This is a genomic window from Mitsuokella sp. AF33-22 (assembly GCF_003475755.1).
GTDB lineage: Bacteria > Bacillota > Negativicutes > Selenomonadales > Selenomonadaceae > Mitsuokella.
In genome coordinates, this window is the sequence record NZ_QRQA01000001.1 from 163,585 (window position 1) to 179,891 (window position 16,307).

A 16,307-nucleotide genomic window follows, 5' to 3' on the forward strand; every position below is an offset into this window, starting at 1 on the left:
ATGGTTCGTAGTATAATGTAAGCATTAGTCACGAGGTGACGATTGCCTGGAAGGGAAGGAACATACGATGCAGGAATTGCTCAAAGAAATGCATGCCTGGATGGATGCCTATATGAAATCGTTCCATACCGATGACGAAGAAGTGATGCAGGGAATCCGCATCAAGGAAATCCATACGGGGTACGTGACCGCCCATGCCATCGCCCTGGCAAAACATCTGCACCTTTCTCCGCATGATGTTGCCCTGGCGGAAATCATGGGCCTTTTTCATGATGTGGGGCGCTTTCGCCAGTACAGCCTCTACAAGACCTTCAATGATGCCGAATCAGAAGATCACGCGGATCTTGGGCTGAAGGTCTTGTCGGAGCTTGACTTCATGAAGAAGTTGCTCCCCGAGGATGAGGAGCTCGTGCGGTTCGCGATTTCACGCCACAATAAAAAGGAAATCGGCCCGGTGGCGGACCGGCGTCATCTTGTCTTTGCCCAGATCATCCGCGATGCCGATAAGCTCGATATTTATCGTGTCCTGTCGCCGTTCTTGACGCCGGATGGTGCGGAAAAGGCGCCGAAGTTCATCGCATCTGATGCCAGTCAGCTTGTCAGCCCGGATTTCATCGAGGATTTCAAGGCTGGACGGCAGGCGGATTACCGCAAGCTGCGCACGCATGGCGACCGCAAGCTCGTGCGTCTGCTCTGGGTCTACGACATTTATTTCAGCTGGACGCTGCGGGAAATCGTCAAGCGGGGCTACATTGAACGCATCATCAGGTACCTGCCGGATCAGCCGGGCATGGAAGAGGGCGTGGCACGCCTGCGCACGTATGTGGAGAAACGATGTAAAGAAGAGGATTCAGCGGGAATCTGAGTTCCTGGCTGGACGTTTGGACAGGAATAGAGAGACGAGGAGAGATATCAGATGGCAGAAAAGATCACCATGGCTTCCAACTTCATCCAGAACATGATCGAGGAAGATCTCAAGAATGGCAAGTATACGGAAGGCATCCATACGCGTTTCCCACCCGAACCGAATGGCTATCTTCACATCGGCCATGCCAAATCCATTTGCTTGAATTTCGGCCTTGCCGAGTACAATCACGGCCTTTGCAACCTGCGTTTTGATGATACGAATCCGACGAAGGAAGATACGGAATACGTTGATTCCATCCAGGAGGATATCCGCTGGCTCGGCTTCAGCTGGGGCAACCGCAAATTCTACGCATCGGACTACTTTGACAAGCTCTATGATTTTGCTGTAACACTCATCAAGAAGGGCCTGGCTTATGTCGACGATCTTTCGGCTGAGGAGATCAAGGCGTATCGCGGTACGCTGACGGAGCCGGGCAAGGAGAGCCCGTACCGCAACCGCAGCGTCGAGGAAAACCTCGATCTCTTTGCGCGCATGAAGGCCGGTGAATTCGCCGACGGCGAAAAAGTCCTGCGCGCCAAGATTGACATGGCTTCGCCGAATCTCGTCATGCGCGATACGGTCATCTACCGCATTGCCCATGCGCATCATCATCGCACGGGCGACAAGTGGTGCATCTATCCGATGTACGATTTCGCGCATCCGCTCTCCGATGCCATCGAGGGCATCACGCATTCCGTCTGCACGCTGGAGTTTGAGGAGCATCGTCCGTTCTATGACTGGCTGCTCGATTCTCTCGGCTTTGATCCGAATGCGCGTCCGCGCCAGATCGAATTTGCCCGCCTGAACCTCACGAACACGGTCACGAGCAAGCGCAAGCTGCGCCAGCTCGTCGAAGAGGGCTATGTGTGCGGCTGGGACGATCCGCGCATGCCGACCATCTCGGGCTTGCGCCGCCGCGGCTACACGCCGGCTTCCATCCGCAACTTCTGCAGGGAGATCGGCGTCGCCAAGGCCGACAGCATCGTCGACGTCGCAATGCTTGAGCACGAGGTCCGTGCGGATCTCAACGAGAATGCCGACCGCGTCATGGCTGTGCTGCACCCGCTGAAGGTCGTCATCACGAACTATCCGGAAGACAAGGAAGAATGGCTGCTGGCGGACAACAACCCCGTGCACGGCGGCCACCGCTTCGTGCCGTTCTCCCGCACGATCTACATCGAGCAGGAAGACTTCATGGAGGAGCCGCCCAAGAAATACTTCCGCCTGAAGCCGGGCGGAGAGGTACGTCTCAAGCATGCCTACATCATCAAATGCGAGGAAGTCGTAAAGGATGGGCAGGGCAATATCACGGAGCTTCGCTGCACGGCGGATCTTGAATCCAAGACGGGCGGCAGGACAGCCAGCCGCAAGATCAAGGGCACGATTCACTGGGTGGCTGAGAAGACGGCTCTCGACGCCGAGGTACGCCTCTATGATTACCTCATCGAGACGGATGAAAACGGCAATGTGCCGAAGGATTTCATTGCTGCGCTCAACAAGGACTCGCTGCAGGTCATCGATCATGCCCTGGTAGAGCCTTCGGTCAAGCTCACGGCGGCGGGAACGCACTATCAGTTCCTGCGCGTTGGCTACTTTGTGGTTGACCCCGATACGACGCCGGATCACCTTGTGTTCAACCGTGTCGTCGGCCTGCGCGACAGCTGGGCAAAGGTCAGCGCCAAGTGAGGCTGAGAGGATTCAGAGAAAAGAGGGGCTGAAGATGACGAAAATACCAAAGAACTTGACGGATAAGGATATGTTCAAGGATTACGTGGAGGACATGTCCATCGAAGATCATTTCGTGCGTGCGGAGCAGACGGCGAAGAAGAAGCGTCAGCAGGAGGCCGAGCAGCCGGTTCCGGCTGAACTTACCCGCGCCGGCTTTACGCCGCAGCTCACGGATGAACTGGGACGCGCGCTGCTGCAGCTCAAGATGGAGCTCTTCCGTGCCGGCGTCAAGTCGTATACGTTCAAGATTAAGCGCGATGGGGAAAGCATCGTCCTGACACCGAAGTATAAGCAGTAAGAGAGAAGGAAGTGGAATCCATTGGTTAGTTCAACCACTCTGGCAATCACGATTTTCGTGATTGCCTATGCACTAATCATCTCGGAAAAGGTGCACCGCACGATTGTGGGGATTTGCGGTGCCATGCTGATGATCCTTTGCGGCATCATCGATCAGGATACGGCCATACGCCATATTGATTTCAATACACTGGGCCTGCTCATGGGCATGATGATCATCGTAAACATCACGAGTGAGACGGGACTCTTCAATTTCCTGGCCATCTGGTCGGCAAAAAAGGTCAAGGCACGGCCAATCGCCCTGCTCATTGCCCTTTCCGCTCTGACGATGGTCTGCTCGGCCCTGCTAGACAATGTTACGACGGTGCTTCTGACCGTGCCAATCACCTTCAGCATCACGTCACAGCTCAAGGTCGATGTCAAGCCGTATCTGATCTCGCAGATCCTGTCGTCCAATATCGGCGGCACGGCCACGCTTATTGGTGACCCGCCGAACATCATGATCGGCAGCGCCGTCGGCCTGAACTTCATGGATTTCGTCAATAACCTGACGGGCATCTGCATCCTGATTTTCTTCGTGGTGGAGCTGGTGCTCATCGCTATTTACGGACGCAAGCTGTGCACGCAGCCGGATCTGCAGGAGCGCGTCATGCGCCTCAATGCCAAGAGCCAGATTGCCAATCCACAGCTCCTGAAGAAATGCCTCTTTGTCATCTTCATTACGATCAGCCTGTTCGTCTGCCACGACAAGCTGGGTCTGCAGACGGCTACGGCAGCACTCTCAGGTGCGGGCCTGCTGCTGCTCCTCACGTATACGCGCAATGAGAGCATGATCGCCAAGGTGCTTTCCAAAGTGGAATGGCTGGCCATCTTCTTCTTCGCCGGCCTTTTCGTCCTGGTCGGCGCTTTGGTCGAGACGGGCGTCATCAAGATGCTGGCCGCAGAGGCCATGCAGCTGACGAGCGGCAGCGTCAATGCGACGGCCATGCTCGTGCTCTGGATGAGTGCCTTTGCTTCGGCGTTCATCGATAACATCCCGTTTGTCGCGACGCTGATCCCGCTAATCCAGGATATGGGCCAGATGGGCATCACGAATCTCGACCCGATTTGGTGGTCGCTGTCGCTCGGTGCCTGCCTCGGCGGCAATGGTACGCTGATTGGTGCAAGCGCCAACGTGGTGGTGGCTTCGATGGCTGCCCAGCGCGGCAAGCAGATTTCGTTCCTGGGTTTCATGAAAATCGCATTCCCCGTCATGATTCTGACAATCCTGATCTCGAATGTGTACGTCTGGCTGCGTTATCTTTGAGCCATCATACATGTGAATATAGGTCAAAAGCCGCTGTCACTTGGGCAGCGGCTTTTGTTATGCCATGATAGGTATCCTTCTTAAAAGAAACAGAGGGCAGGGCCAGGCCGGGCAACGCTTCACGAAGTCGGGCTGCTAAATCGATTTTTCACGCAGCGCGACAACGCTCCGCTTTTGCCCAGCCCGGCCTGCCGGCTGTTCCTTGCGAAAATACAAGGTGATGGTAGTGCAGGATGGTTGGAAGCATTTTTTTTGCAATAAAAAAGCTGCCGTTTTTGAGGCGGCAGCCTGGAGAGTTGTTTTAGATGTTGCTGTGATTGACTTTCTCGAAAGTCTCGAGGATGGCTCGGTCGGGTTCTTCGCCACAGCGGCTGACAATCCAGATGGCAGCTGCGGAGAACAGGAAGCCCGGTACGATCTCGTAGAGTCCGAAGAAGGCGAACTGCTTCCAGATGAGGACCGTGAGGCCGCCGACGACGATGCCGGCGAGCACGCCGTTGCGCGTTGTGCGCTTCCAGAAGAGGCTCATGAGCAGAGCCGGGCCGAAGGCGGCGCCGAAGCCGGCCCAGGCGTAGGAAACCATGTCGAGAATGAAGTTGTTCGGATTGAGTCCGAGGAAGATGGCGAGGCTCGCGATGACGAGGACGCTGGCGCGGGAAATCCAGACGAGCTCCGTCTGTTCGGCATCCTTGCGCAGCCAGGTGCGATAGAAGTCCTGCGCGAAGGCCGAAGCCGCGACGAGCAGCTGCGAGGAGGCCGTGCTCATGATGGCTGCGAGGACAGCCGAGAGGATGAGGCCCGTTGCAATCGGCGGGAAGAGTTCATTCGTCATGACGAGGAAGACCGTTTCCGAGGCCGGGCCCTCAAGCGGCGTCGTGAGGTAGACGCGGCCGACCATGCCGACGGCGACGGCCGCTGCCAGGGACAGGATGACCCAGGTCATGGCGATATGCGTCGCCTGTTTGACTTCTTTGGACGTGCGGATGGCCATGAAGCGCACGAGGATGTGCGGCTGACCGAAGTAGCCGATACCCCAGGCCAGAAGGGAGATGAGCTCGATGAATCCGAGCGTGGAGCCGTCGGCCTTGGTCAGAGGCTCGAGCATGGAGACCTGCACATTCTGGATGGCACTGATGGTGGCTTCAAAACCGCCGCACTGCATGGCGCCGCAGATCGGCACGACGAGGATGGCGAAGAACATCATGACGCCCTGAATGAAGTCAGTGCGCGAGACAGCCAGAAAGCCGCCGACGAGCGTATAGAAGACGACGGAGCCGGCACCGATGAAGATGGCGTATTCGTAAGGGATGCCGAAGACCGTCTCGAAGAGGCGGCCGGCCGAGACAAAGCCTGAGGACGTGTAGATGACGAAGAAAATCAGGATGAAGATGGCGGGGATGATACGCAGCAGGCCCGATTTGTCATGATAGCGGTTCTGCAGGAATTCCGGCAGGGTCAGGGAATTGTTGGCAAGTTCCGTGTATTTGCGCAGGCGCGCTGCGACGAAATGCCAGTTGGCCCAGGTGCCGATGGCGATGCCGACGGCAATCCAGCCGGCGTTGAGGCCGGAAAGATACGCGAAGCCCGGTACGCCCATGAGCATCCAGCCGCTCATATCCGATGCTTCGGCCGAGAGCGAGGTGACCCAGGCACCGAGTTTACGGTTGCCGAGGAAGTAATCGCTCATATTGCGCGTGCGCCGGTAGTAGTAGACGCCAATCGCCATCATGAAACCAATGTACAATATAAAGGTATTGATGATTGCAAGATCATGTGTCAAGGTGAATCCTCCTTTTGTTATCATGTTTACATGAATAGTTCAATTATAGGGGAGAAAAGAGGGAGAATGCAATACTTATTTATATGGTATGCATAAAAATATGGCATAGTGAACAAAATATATAAAATTTTTCTAAAAAAGACTTGCATTTGTAAGCTCATTCCCTTATAATACATAAGGTTTGAACGCAGGAGATGGCTTTGAATGGGGCCAAAGGAGTCTGCGCTCTTTTGCTGTGCGCTGCTTCGGGCGCGGCAGATAAAGGAATGGGACTCCTTTTCTGATTATTGCGATTTCAATAAGGTTGAGAATGATGAATGGAGGATTTCCTATGGAACGGTATGATGTGGCAGTGGTGGGCGGCGGTCCGGCCGGTGTGATGACGGCCTATGAGCTTGTGGAGAAGAAGCCGGATCTGCGCGTGCTGGTGCTTGAGAGCGGCAAGGATATCTATCACCGCGTCTGCCCGATTTCGGCAGGCAAGGTCAAGAGCTGCATCGGCTGCAAGCCGTGCAGCATCATGCGCGGCTTCGGCGGCGCCGGTGCGTTCTCCGATGGCAAATACAACTTCACGACGAAGTTCGGCGGCTGGCTCAACGAGTATCTGCCGGACGATGAAGTTATGGATCTCATCGAGTATGTCGACAAGATCAACATGAAGCATGGTGCGCCCGCACAGGTCTATTCGACGAAGGGCTCGGACATCGGCCGTCTGGCGCTGCAGCATGATCTGCACCTCCTGAGCGCCAGTGTGCGCCATCTTGGCACGGAGAACAACCTCCGCATGCTGGAACGCACGTATGAATATCTCAAGGACAAGGTGGAGTTCCGCTTTGAATGCCCGGTCGCACATATCGAATCGGACGGGCAGGGGGATAACCGCCTGGAACTCGAGAACGGCGAGACGATTGCAGCTGCGTATCTCGTCGTCGCACCTGGCCGTGCCGGTTCGGAATGGTTTTCGGATGAATGCGACCGCCTTGGCGTCGAGCAGGAGAACAACCGCGTCGATGTCGGCGTCCGCGTCGAAGTGCCCGATGAGGTCTGGAACGATATCACGAGCCAGGTCTACGAGGCCAAGCTTTTGTATCGCACGAAGCAATATGGTGATTTCGTGCGCACATTCTGCATGAACCCGCATGGTCACGTCGTCATGGAGAACACCGACGGCATCGTGACGGTCAACGGCCACTCGTACAGCGACCCGAAGCTGCAGAGCCACAACACGAACTTTGCGCTGCTCGTCTCGAATCACTTTACAGAACCATTCAAGGCGCCGCATCAGTATGGCAAGCGCATCGCGTCGTTCTCGAACATGCTCGGCGGCGGCATCATTGTGCAGCGTTACGGCGATCTCATCAAGGGGCGCCGCACGAATGCGCACCGCATGAGCAAGAGCTTCACGAAACCGACGCTCGCAGCGACGCCGGGCGATCTCTCGCTTGTTCTGCCGAAGCGTCATCTCGACAACATCATCGAGATGATTCAGGCGCTCAATTACGTCGCACCGGGCATGACGAATGACGATACGCTGCTCTACGGCGTCGAGGTCAAGTTCTACAGCTCCCGCGTCGTCCTCTCGAAGGAACTTGAGACGAAGCTCAAGAACGTCTTTGCCATCGGTGACGGCGCCGGCGTGACGCGCGGCCTTTCGCAGGCAGCGGCCAGCGGTGTCTACGTGGCGCGCAGGATCCTCAGCCGCATGGCGTGAAAATATCCGTAGGAAAAGGGAAGGGAGACGGGCTTTTGCCCGCGCTTCTTTCCCTAAAATTTTTGTTGGCAAGGCCCGTCCGTTGAGATATAATAATATACAGTGTAATTTCAAGGAGGCAGCTGGATGAGTGAGCAGAATCCGGTCGTAGTGCGGGTCAAGGGCTCCTTTCGCGATGCGGAGGGCAGGGAAGATGAAATCCTGACCGTGGCGAAGGGACGTCATTATTTTCATCGGGACAAGCATTATGTGCTTTACGATGATGAAGACCTGCAGCAGGGTACCAAAACACCGACTGTCTTGAAGATCGGGCAGGAAGCCATGACGCTTCTGCGGCACGGCAGCGTGGAACAGGAGCAGCGTTTCGAGCGCGGCACGGAGAAACGCAGCACGTACCGCACCCCGTATGGGAATATCGACCTGGCCGTGCGCACCGAGGAACTGTCCGTTCACTATGAGGACGGGGAAGCCGAGGGAATCGTGGATATCCGCTATGACCTTTTTGTCAATGGTGCCTTTCAGAGCAGCAACCGGCTGCACATCGAGGTTGAAGAAGACAGGAACAAACAGGATAAATAAAGGAAATATTTAGGATAGATAGAATGGATTCGATTCCAGCTTGCCAGTTACTGGGATCGATGGTACGAAATCTGGCAAACGTCGGATAGGAGGAAAATTTCTTGGAGATCAAAGAGATACTGACAAAGGCCATTGAAGAGGCCGCAAAGGCCGCTGTGGCCGAGGGCGTATTCCCGGCAGGCGAGCTGCCGCAGGTCGTGCTGGAGGTGCCGCCGCAGAAGGAGTTCGGCGATTTCGCCACCAACTTTGCCATGCAGTCGGCACGCGTGTTCCACAAGAACCCGCGCCAGATTGCTGAGGAGATAGCAGGGCGCATCACGGGGGACTGGCTGGATCATACACAGATCGCCGGCCCTGGTTTCCTGAATTTCTACCTCAAGGGCAATGTGCTCTACGATAATTTCCAGTCCATCCTCGACGCCGGAGAGTCGTTCGGCAATCTCCCGAAGAAGGATGCTCCGAAGATCCAGGTCGAGTATGTCAGTGCCAATCCGACGGGCCTGCTGCACGTTGGCCATGGCCGCGGTGCGGCAGCCGGCTCGGCGCTCGTCAATTTGCTGCGCGCTGCCGGCTATCCGGTGGAGAGCGAGTATTACATCAACGATGCGGGCAACCAGATGAACAATCTGGCCCGCTCCGTCAATGCCCGCTACCTGGAACTCCTCGGACAGGATGTCGAATTCCCCGAGGACGGTTACCATGGACAGGACATCATTGATACGGCTCAGCGCATCCTCGACCGCGACGGCGACAAGTACCTTTCGCTGAGCGAGGAAGAGCGTCTGGCCATCTTCAAGGATCTCGCGTATCATGAAAAACTGGCCATTCTCAAGGAAGATCTGGAGAAATTCCACGTGACGTTCGACAACTGGTTCAGCGAGCGCACGCTGCATCCCGATGCCGTGCGCAAGGTCGTGGAAATCCTTCAGGAAAAGGGCGACATCTATGAGAAGGACGGCGCGCTCTGGCTGAAGTCCACGGCTTACGGCGACGACAAGGACCGCGTCGTCATCCGCGACAATGGCGTGCCGACGTATCTCGCCGCCGATATCGCCTACCATCACAACAAGTATGAACGCGGGTTTGACCGCCTCATCAATATCTGGGGCGCTGACCATCACGGCTATGTCTGCCGCGTCAAGGCCGCCATGCAGGCGCTTGGCCATGATCCTGAGAAGCTCACGGTCCTGTTGCTGCAGATGGTCAGCCTCTACCGCGGCGGCGAACTCGTCAAGATGAGCAAGCGCACGGGCCAGAGCGTCACGCTCAACGAGCTCATGGAAGAAGTCGGTACCGATGCAGCCCGCTACTTCTTCCTGATGCGCTCGCTCGACAGCCAGCTCGATTTTGATCTCGATCTCGCCAAGAAGAAGTCGAATGACAATCCGGTCTACTACATCCAGTATGCGCATGCGCGCATCTGCAGCATCTTCCGTCAGGCGGAGGAGACGAAGCTGGTGCTCGGCAAGGCGCCGAAGCTTTTCCTGCTGACGGATGAGAGTGAGATTGACCTCATCAAGAAAATCGAGAGCTATCCGGAAGAAATCGAAAAGGCCGCAGCCGATTACGCGCCACAGCGCATTGCCCGCTACAGCTACGATCTTGCCGCACTCTTTCACAGCTTCTACAACAAGTGCCGCATCATGGGCGTCGACCATGATCTGGCAGAGGCCCGCCTGGCCCTCGTGACGGTTACGGCCCATGTCATCCGCCACAGCCTCGGCATCCTCGGCGTATCGGCACCGGAACACATGTAATTTGCAGGCAGCTGCAGGCATGCCAATCAAGAAGGGAGAACCATCAGAATGGATTTCATCAATAGCTCAGAAGTCGATGTCGCCTACTACATCCTGACGCAGGCAGGAAAGACGATGTATTACAAGGATCTCGTGCTCGAGGTCATCGAGAAGAAGTGCAAGCCGGTCCAGTCGCTTTCGGCTGCAATCTCAGAGGTTTATACGCTCATCAATATGGACAGCCGTTTCCATTATGAAGGCGAGGGTCAGTGGGGCCTCACGGAGTGGAATCCGCCCGAGGTCAAGCGCTCCCATGCCAGCCGCTCGACGAGCTCCGGTTCCAGCAAGGCTGCAGCACGTGCCAGCAGCAACCGCAAAAAGAAGCTCGAGAGCATCCAGGAGTGAGTTGACACCCCTCGGGAAAGGGGTTAGAATAGTCAGCATGTGTTAAAGAGTGAAACAGGAGGCAGTTCCATGGCAAAGTATATTTTCGTTACCGGTGGCGTCGTTTCTTCCCTGGGAAAAGGCATCACAGCCGCCTCTCTCGGCCGACTACTCAAGAGCCGGGGGATCAAGGTCACGATCCAGAAGTTCGATCCGTACATCAACATCGATCCGGGCACGATGAGCCCGTATCAGCATGGTGAGGTATTTGTCACGGACGATGGCGCGGAAACGGATCTGGACCTCGGCCATTACGAGCGTTTCATCGACATCAACCTGACGAAGAACTCCAACATCACGACGGGCAAGGTTTACTGGTCCGTGCTCAACAAGGAGCGCAAGGGCGAGTATCTCGGCTCCACGGTGCAGGTCATCCCGCACATCACGAATGAGATCAAGCAGAAGGTATACGATGTTGCCAAGGCTGATGGCGCGGACGTCGTCATCACGGAAATCGGCGGCACGGTCGGCGATATCGAGAGCCAGCCGTTCCTCGAGGCCATCCGTCAGGTCAAGAAGGAAGTCGGCCCGAACGATACGCTCTACATCCATGTGACGCTCCTGCCGTACATCTCGGCTGCCGGCGAACTCAAGACGAAACCGACGCAGCACAGCGTCAAGGAACTGCGTGCCATCGGTATCCAGCCGGATATCCTCGTCTGCCGCACGGAGAAGACGATCTCCAAGGAGATGAAGGATAAGATTGCGATGTTCTGCGATGTCCAGCCGGAAGCGGTCATCGAGAACCGCACGGCTTCGACCATCTATGAAGTGCCGCTGATGATGCAGAAGGAAGGCCTTGACCGGTTTGCCCTGAAGAAGCTCAATATGGATTACGGTCCTGCTGACATGAGCGAATGGGAGAAGATGGTCTATAAGATCAATCATCCGCAGAAACGCGTCAAGATTGCCGTTGTCGGCAAGTATGTCGAGCTGCCCGATGCCTACATCTCGGTGACGGAGGCCCTGCACCACGGTGCCATCGCCAATGATGCCGCAGTCAAGATCCACTGGGTCAATGCCGAGAACATTGAGGACCCGGAAACGGACCTCGATGAGGTTTTCGTGGGCTGCAAGGGCATCCTCGTGCCGGGCGGTTTCGGCGACCGCGGTGTTGAAGGCAAGATCAAGGCCATCGAGTATGCGCGCGAGCACAAGATTCCGTTCCTCGGCCTCTGCCTCGGCATGCAGTGCGCCGTCATCGAGTTTGCCCGTCACGTCTGCGGCATGGAAGATGCGCATTCGACGGAGTTCAATCCGGAGACGACGCATCCGGTCATTTCACTGATGGAGTCCCAGCAGGGAATCGTCAAGAAGGGCGGTACGATGCGCCTGGGCTCGTATCCGTGCAAGATAACGAACGGCACGCATGCGAAGGAAGCTTATGGCACGAACCTCATCCAGGAACGCCATCGCCATCGCTTTGAATTCAACAACGAATACCGCGGCGCCCTGACGGAGAAGGGCCTCGTCATTGCGGGCACTCTGCCGGATGACAGTCTCGTCGAGATGATCGAGGTCAAGGATCATCCGTGGTTCGTGGCCACGCAGGCTCACCCGGAACTCAAATCCCGCCCGAACAACCCGCATCCGCTGTTCCGTGATTTTGTCAAGGCGGCTTTGGAGAAATAATTTACAAAACGAGACAGACCCGGTTTTCCGGGTCTTTTTGTCGTGAGGTGTAAGCATGAACGCATTATTCGCCGCCATGATGCAGGACCGTGTCCTGCAGAACTTGCGCGATTACATAGGAGGAGGCCCGTCGGAGGTTCTGGTATACGGCCTGGGCGGCTCTCAGAAACACACGGCCTTTGCGGCCTGTTATGCGAACCGGCCGCAGATGACGGTCATCCTGGTGCACAGCGCCGCGGTGCTTTCTGACTGGCGGGAGGACCTTTCACTGCTGCTGCCCGGCGTGTCCGTTGTCGAGCTGCCCGAGCTCGATACGATGGAGGTCAAGGCAGAGGCCAGGAGCCAGGAGCGCGCTGCCCGCCGCATGGAGGTACTCGGCAGGCTCGTGCGCGGTGAACCGGTCATCGTGCTCGCGCGCGCAGCCGCTGCCGTACAGAAGGAGATGAGCCGCAACGAATTCCAGCGGCTCTCCCTCACGCTCAAGATGGGCGAGGTCCTGCCGCGCGAAGCGCTCATGGAACGCCTCGTGCAACTCGGCTATGAGCATGTCGAGGAGGTCGAGAGCATCGGGCAGTTCTCCGTGCGCGGCGGCATCGTCGACGTTTTTGCCATCAACGGGCAGGCGCCCGTGCGCATCGAGTTCTTTGATGACGAGATCGACTCAATGCGGGAGTTCGACCTCGACACGAAGCGCTCCGTGCGCAACATCGCCGATGTCACCATCATGCCGCTGGCACAGACGGATGCCGTCGGCCGTCCGGAGCTCTTCCTCAACTATCTGGAGGGGAAGGGTACGGTCATTTTCGACGAGCCGGCGCGCATCCGCGATGAAATTCGGACTATGGTCAAGGAGAATCCGGAGATACAGGGCAAGATCTTTGCCTGGGAAGATCTCCTCTCCGCAGCGCGCGGCAACCGTCTCGTCTATTCCTCCCTGATGCTGCAGCAGATTCCGGGCGCAGAGCCGCAGGAGACGCTGGGCATCACCGTGACGACGATGACGCCGTTCCAGCGCCAGATGGATCTCCTCGAGAATGAAGCCAATCGCTGGCTTTCCCAGAAGCAACGCGTGCTGCTTCTGGTCGGCGACAAGGAGAAAGCCAACAGTCTGCGGGAGTTCTTCGCACACAGGCGCCTGCCATCTCTCATCGGCAGGCTCGAAGATCCCTTGCGCGACGATGCCCTGAACATTCGCCTGGGTTCGCTGCTCACGGGCTTTGAGCTCGTTTCGGCCCGTCTCGTCGTCGTGACTGAGAAGGATATCTTCGGACGCCATAAGCGCCGCACGGTCCGGCGGCCGCAGAATGCCGGCGAACGGATCACGCATTTCCGGGATATCAAGCCCGGCGATTACGTCGTCCATGAGAATCACGGCATCGGCAAGTACCTGGGCGTCGAGACGCTGGAAGTCGGCGGCATCCACAAGGACTATCTGCACATCAAGTATGGCGGCGATGACAAACTCTTCGTCCCGACCGACCAGGTCGGCCTGCTGCAGAAGTACATTGGTGCGGAGGGGGAAGTGCCGCGCCTGCACCGCATGGGCGGCACGGAATGGGTCAAGGCCAAGGCCAAGGCCAGGAAGTCCGTTGAGGACATCGCGCAGAAGCTCATCGAGATCTATGCCAAGCGCAAGGATGCGAAGGGTTTTGCCTTTGGCCCGGACGACAGCAGCCAGCGGGAGTTCGAGGAGACGTTCCCCTATCAGGAGACGGAGGATCAACTGCGCGCCATTGCGGAGATCAAGGCCGACATGGAGAAGCCGCGGCCGATGGACCGCCTGCTCTGCGGCGATGTGGGCTTTGGCAAGACGGAAGTTGCGATCCGTGCAGCTTACAAGGCCGCGATGAACGGCAAGCAGGTGGCCGTGCTCGTGCCGACTACGGTCCTCGCGCAGCAGCATTATCAGACGTTCACGACGCGCTTTTCAGGCTTTGCACCGGTCGTCGATGTCATCTGCCGCTTCCGCACGCCGAAGCAGCAGAAAGAGACGATGGAGAAGGTGCGTCTCGGGCAGGTGGATATCCTCATCGGCACGCATGCCATTCTCAACCAGAAAAAGATACAGTGGAAGGATCTCGGCCTGCTGATCGTCGATGAAGAGCAGCGATTTGGCGTACGGCAGAAGGACAAGATCCGCAGCCTGGCCGCGGGAATTGACGTGCTGACTCTTTCCGCGACGCCAATCCCGCGCACGCTCCACATGTCTCTCGTTGGAGCGCGTGACATGAGCATCATCGAGACTCCGCCGGCAGAGCGCTTCCCCGTGCAGACGTATGTGGTGGAAAATGATGATACGGTCATCGCCAATGCCATCAAGCGTGAGCTGCGCCGCGGCGGCCAGATCTATTTCATCTACAACCGCGTCGACACGATTGACCGCATGCGCGACCATTTGCAGGCTCTCGTGCCGGAAGCGCGCATTCAGACGGCCCATGGACAGATGCCGGAAGAAATGCTCGAGCACGTCATGATGGACTTCTATGAAGGCGATTATGATATCCTGCTGGCAACGAGCATCGTCGAGAACGGTCTCGATGTCGCGAATGCCAATACGATCATCGTTTACAATGCCGATCGTTTCGGTCTCTCGCAGCTCTATCAGATGCGCGGGCGCGTCGGGCGTTCGCATCACATGGCTTTTGCGTATTTCGTCTATCAGGCGGACAAGATCCTGACCGAGACGGCGGAAAAGCGCCTGCAGGCCATGAAGGAGTTTGCCGAGCTAGGGGCGGGGTTCAAGATCGCCATGCGCGACCTGGAGATCCGCGGCGCCGGCAATCTGCTCGGTTCCCAGCAGCACGGCCATATTGCCAGCGTCGGCTTTGAGATGTACTGCAAGCTGCTCGAGGAAGCCGTTGAGAATCTGCGTCATGGCAGGAAGGTGGAAGAAGCGCCGCCTGAGCCTTTGATCGATCTGCAGACGGAAGCCTATATCGACGGTGATTTTATCAGTGATGCGATGCACAAGATTGAGATTTACCAGCGCATTGCTGCCATCCGCCACAACGAGGAGCTGCGCGCTCTGCTCGATGAACTCATCGACCGTTTCGGGGAACCGACCAAACCCGTCATGCACCTCCTCGAGGTCGCACGCATCAAGAATTATGCACGCGACCTCTCTGTACGCTCCATTGTGCAATTGCCGCAGGCCCTTGATATTTGCTTCCTGCCGGGCAGGAAGCTGCCGGCCAAAGCGATGCTGGAACTCTCGAAGTTCTTCGGCCGGCGCATGCGCAGCCTGCCGGATAAGAACGGTATTCGCTTCACGGTCGACGAGCACAACCGGAAGAACATCACGAATTTCGTCACGCGTGTCCTGATGATGGCCGCCGGCGATGAAATGGCCATGAAGACGATGCAGGCCAAGACACAGAAGAGAAAGGAAGCACAAGCATGCCAAAAATAACGGTTGTCGGGCTCGGCCCGGGCCGCCCCGGACTCATTACCATGGAATCCTGGCAGCTCATGAAGGAGGCGCAGCATCTCATCCTGCGCACGCGCATTCACCCCACGGTGGCAGCGCTTGAGAAAGAGGGACTGTCCTTTGCGACGTATGATGATTTTTACCAGGAAGCACCGGATTTTGAAACGCTCTATCGAACGATTGCCGGCGACCTGATGCAGCGTGCCCGCAAGATGGGGAATCTCGTCTATGCGGTGCCCGGCAGCCCGCTTGTGGCAGAGCGCACGGTCGTCCTGCTGCGCGAGCTGGCGGCAGGCTCCGATGTGGAGGTCGAGATCCTGCCGGGCATGAGCTTTGTGGAGGTCCTCTACACGCGTCTCGGCATTGACCCGATCGACGGACTCACGATCCTCGATGCGGAGGATGTCGGCACGCTCACGGGGTGCCCGGCGCAATCGCTGGTCATCACGCAGATTTACGATCCCATCATCGCCTCGGACACCAAGCTTATGCTCATGGAGCTCTATCCGGATGAGTACGAGGTGACGTACATCCACAACCTGGCTCTGCCCGATGAATCCATCCGCAGGATCCCGCTCTATGAGCTTGACCGGCAGCACGATGTCGATCACCTGACCAGTCTCTTTGTGCCGGCACCTCAGGAATAAGAGGCGGAATCCAGACGATTCCAGTGGTTATTTTTCCGAAAACCCTTGATTTTTCAAGGGTTTTCTGTTAAATTTTGATAAGCAGGCAGGAATAAGCGCCCTGTGTCGCGAAT

The 16,307-nt window shown here is 57.0% G+C and carries 12 protein-coding genes; 11 read left to right on the forward strand and 1 reads right to left on the reverse strand.

Translation table 11 applies throughout. From position 1 onward, the window contains the following. The first annotated feature begins 67 nt into the window (after positions 1-67). From DWZ54_RS00900 to DWZ54_RS00915, 4 genes are read left to right on the forward strand one after another with little or no spacing between them, the layout of a single operon-like run. Positions 68-865, forward strand: coding sequence for an HD domain-containing protein (locus tag DWZ54_RS00900; RefSeq protein WP_118474110.1), 798 nt, complete (start codon positions 68-70; stop codon positions 863-865). Positions 866-916: 51 nt separating this feature from the next. Next, the gene (locus tag DWZ54_RS00905; protein ID WP_118474111.1) at positions 917-2,593 is read left to right on the forward strand and encodes a glutamine--tRNA ligase/YqeY domain fusion protein; all 1,677 of its coding nucleotides are present in this window, start codon (positions 917-919) and stop codon (positions 2,591-2,593) included. 34 nt (positions 2,594-2,627) lie between these two features. Then, complete coding sequence (locus tag DWZ54_RS00910) at positions 2,628-2,933, forward strand: hypothetical protein (RefSeq protein ID WP_118015557.1); 306 nt, start codon at positions 2,628-2,630, stop codon at positions 2,931-2,933. Between the two features lie 21 nt (positions 2,934-2,954). Then, positions 2,955-4,238 (forward strand): ArsB/NhaD family transporter, encoded by a 1,284-nt coding sequence (locus tag DWZ54_RS00915; protein ID WP_118474112.1) that lies wholly within the window; start codon positions 2,955-2,957, stop codon positions 4,236-4,238. 301 nt (positions 4,239-4,539) lie between these two features. Here DWZ54_RS00915 and putP read toward each other — a convergent pair whose 3' ends face one another. Next, entirely contained in the window at positions 4,540-6,018 is a 1,479-nt protein-coding gene (gene putP / locus DWZ54_RS00920; RefSeq protein WP_370245700.1) for a sodium/proline symporter PutP, read from the reverse strand. 331 nt (positions 6,019-6,349) lie between these two features. On the opposite strand from putP, the gene DWZ54_RS00925 reads away from it, so the two are divergent. The 7 genes from DWZ54_RS00925 (at position 6,350) to DWZ54_RS00955 (ending at position 16,194) form a co-directional block, all read left to right on the forward strand. Further along, entirely contained in the window at positions 6,350-7,729 is a 1,380-nt protein-coding gene (locus DWZ54_RS00925) for an NAD(P)/FAD-dependent oxidoreductase (RefSeq protein WP_199497539.1), read from the forward strand. Between the two features lie 126 nt (positions 7,730-7,855). Further along, entirely contained in the window at positions 7,856-8,308 is a 453-nt protein-coding gene (locus DWZ54_RS00930) for a DUF1934 domain-containing protein (RefSeq protein ID WP_118015561.1), read from the forward strand. 101 nt (positions 8,309-8,409) lie between these two features. Then, positions 8,410-10,065 (forward strand): arginine--tRNA ligase, encoded by a 1,656-nt coding sequence (gene argS / locus DWZ54_RS00935; RefSeq protein ID WP_118474114.1) that lies wholly within the window; start codon positions 8,410-8,412, stop codon positions 10,063-10,065. A 48-nt stretch (positions 10,066-10,113) separates the two neighbouring features. Next, positions 10,114-10,449: a DNA-directed RNA polymerase subunit delta gene (gene rpoE, locus DWZ54_RS00940; RefSeq protein ID WP_118474115.1), complete on the forward strand. Its 336-nt coding sequence runs from the start codon at positions 10,114-10,116 to the stop codon at positions 10,447-10,449. Positions 10,450-10,518: 69 nt separating this feature from the next. Then, positions 10,519-12,120, forward strand: coding sequence for a CTP synthase (locus DWZ54_RS00945; RefSeq protein ID WP_118015564.1), 1,602 nt, complete (start codon positions 10,519-10,521; stop codon positions 12,118-12,120). Between the two features lie 55 nt (positions 12,121-12,175). Next, a complete protein-coding gene (mfd, locus tag DWZ54_RS00950) occupies positions 12,176-15,529 on the forward strand; it encodes a transcription-repair coupling factor (protein ID WP_118474116.1) in 3,354 nt (1,117 codons plus the stop codon). Then, positions 15,517-16,194: an SAM-dependent methyltransferase gene (locus DWZ54_RS00955; RefSeq protein WP_118474117.1), complete on the forward strand. Its 678-nt coding sequence runs from the start codon at positions 15,517-15,519 to the stop codon at positions 16,192-16,194. The genes mfd and DWZ54_RS00955 overlap by 13 nt, the downstream gene beginning before the upstream one ends. The last annotated feature ends 113 nt before the right edge of the window (positions 16,195-16,307 follow it).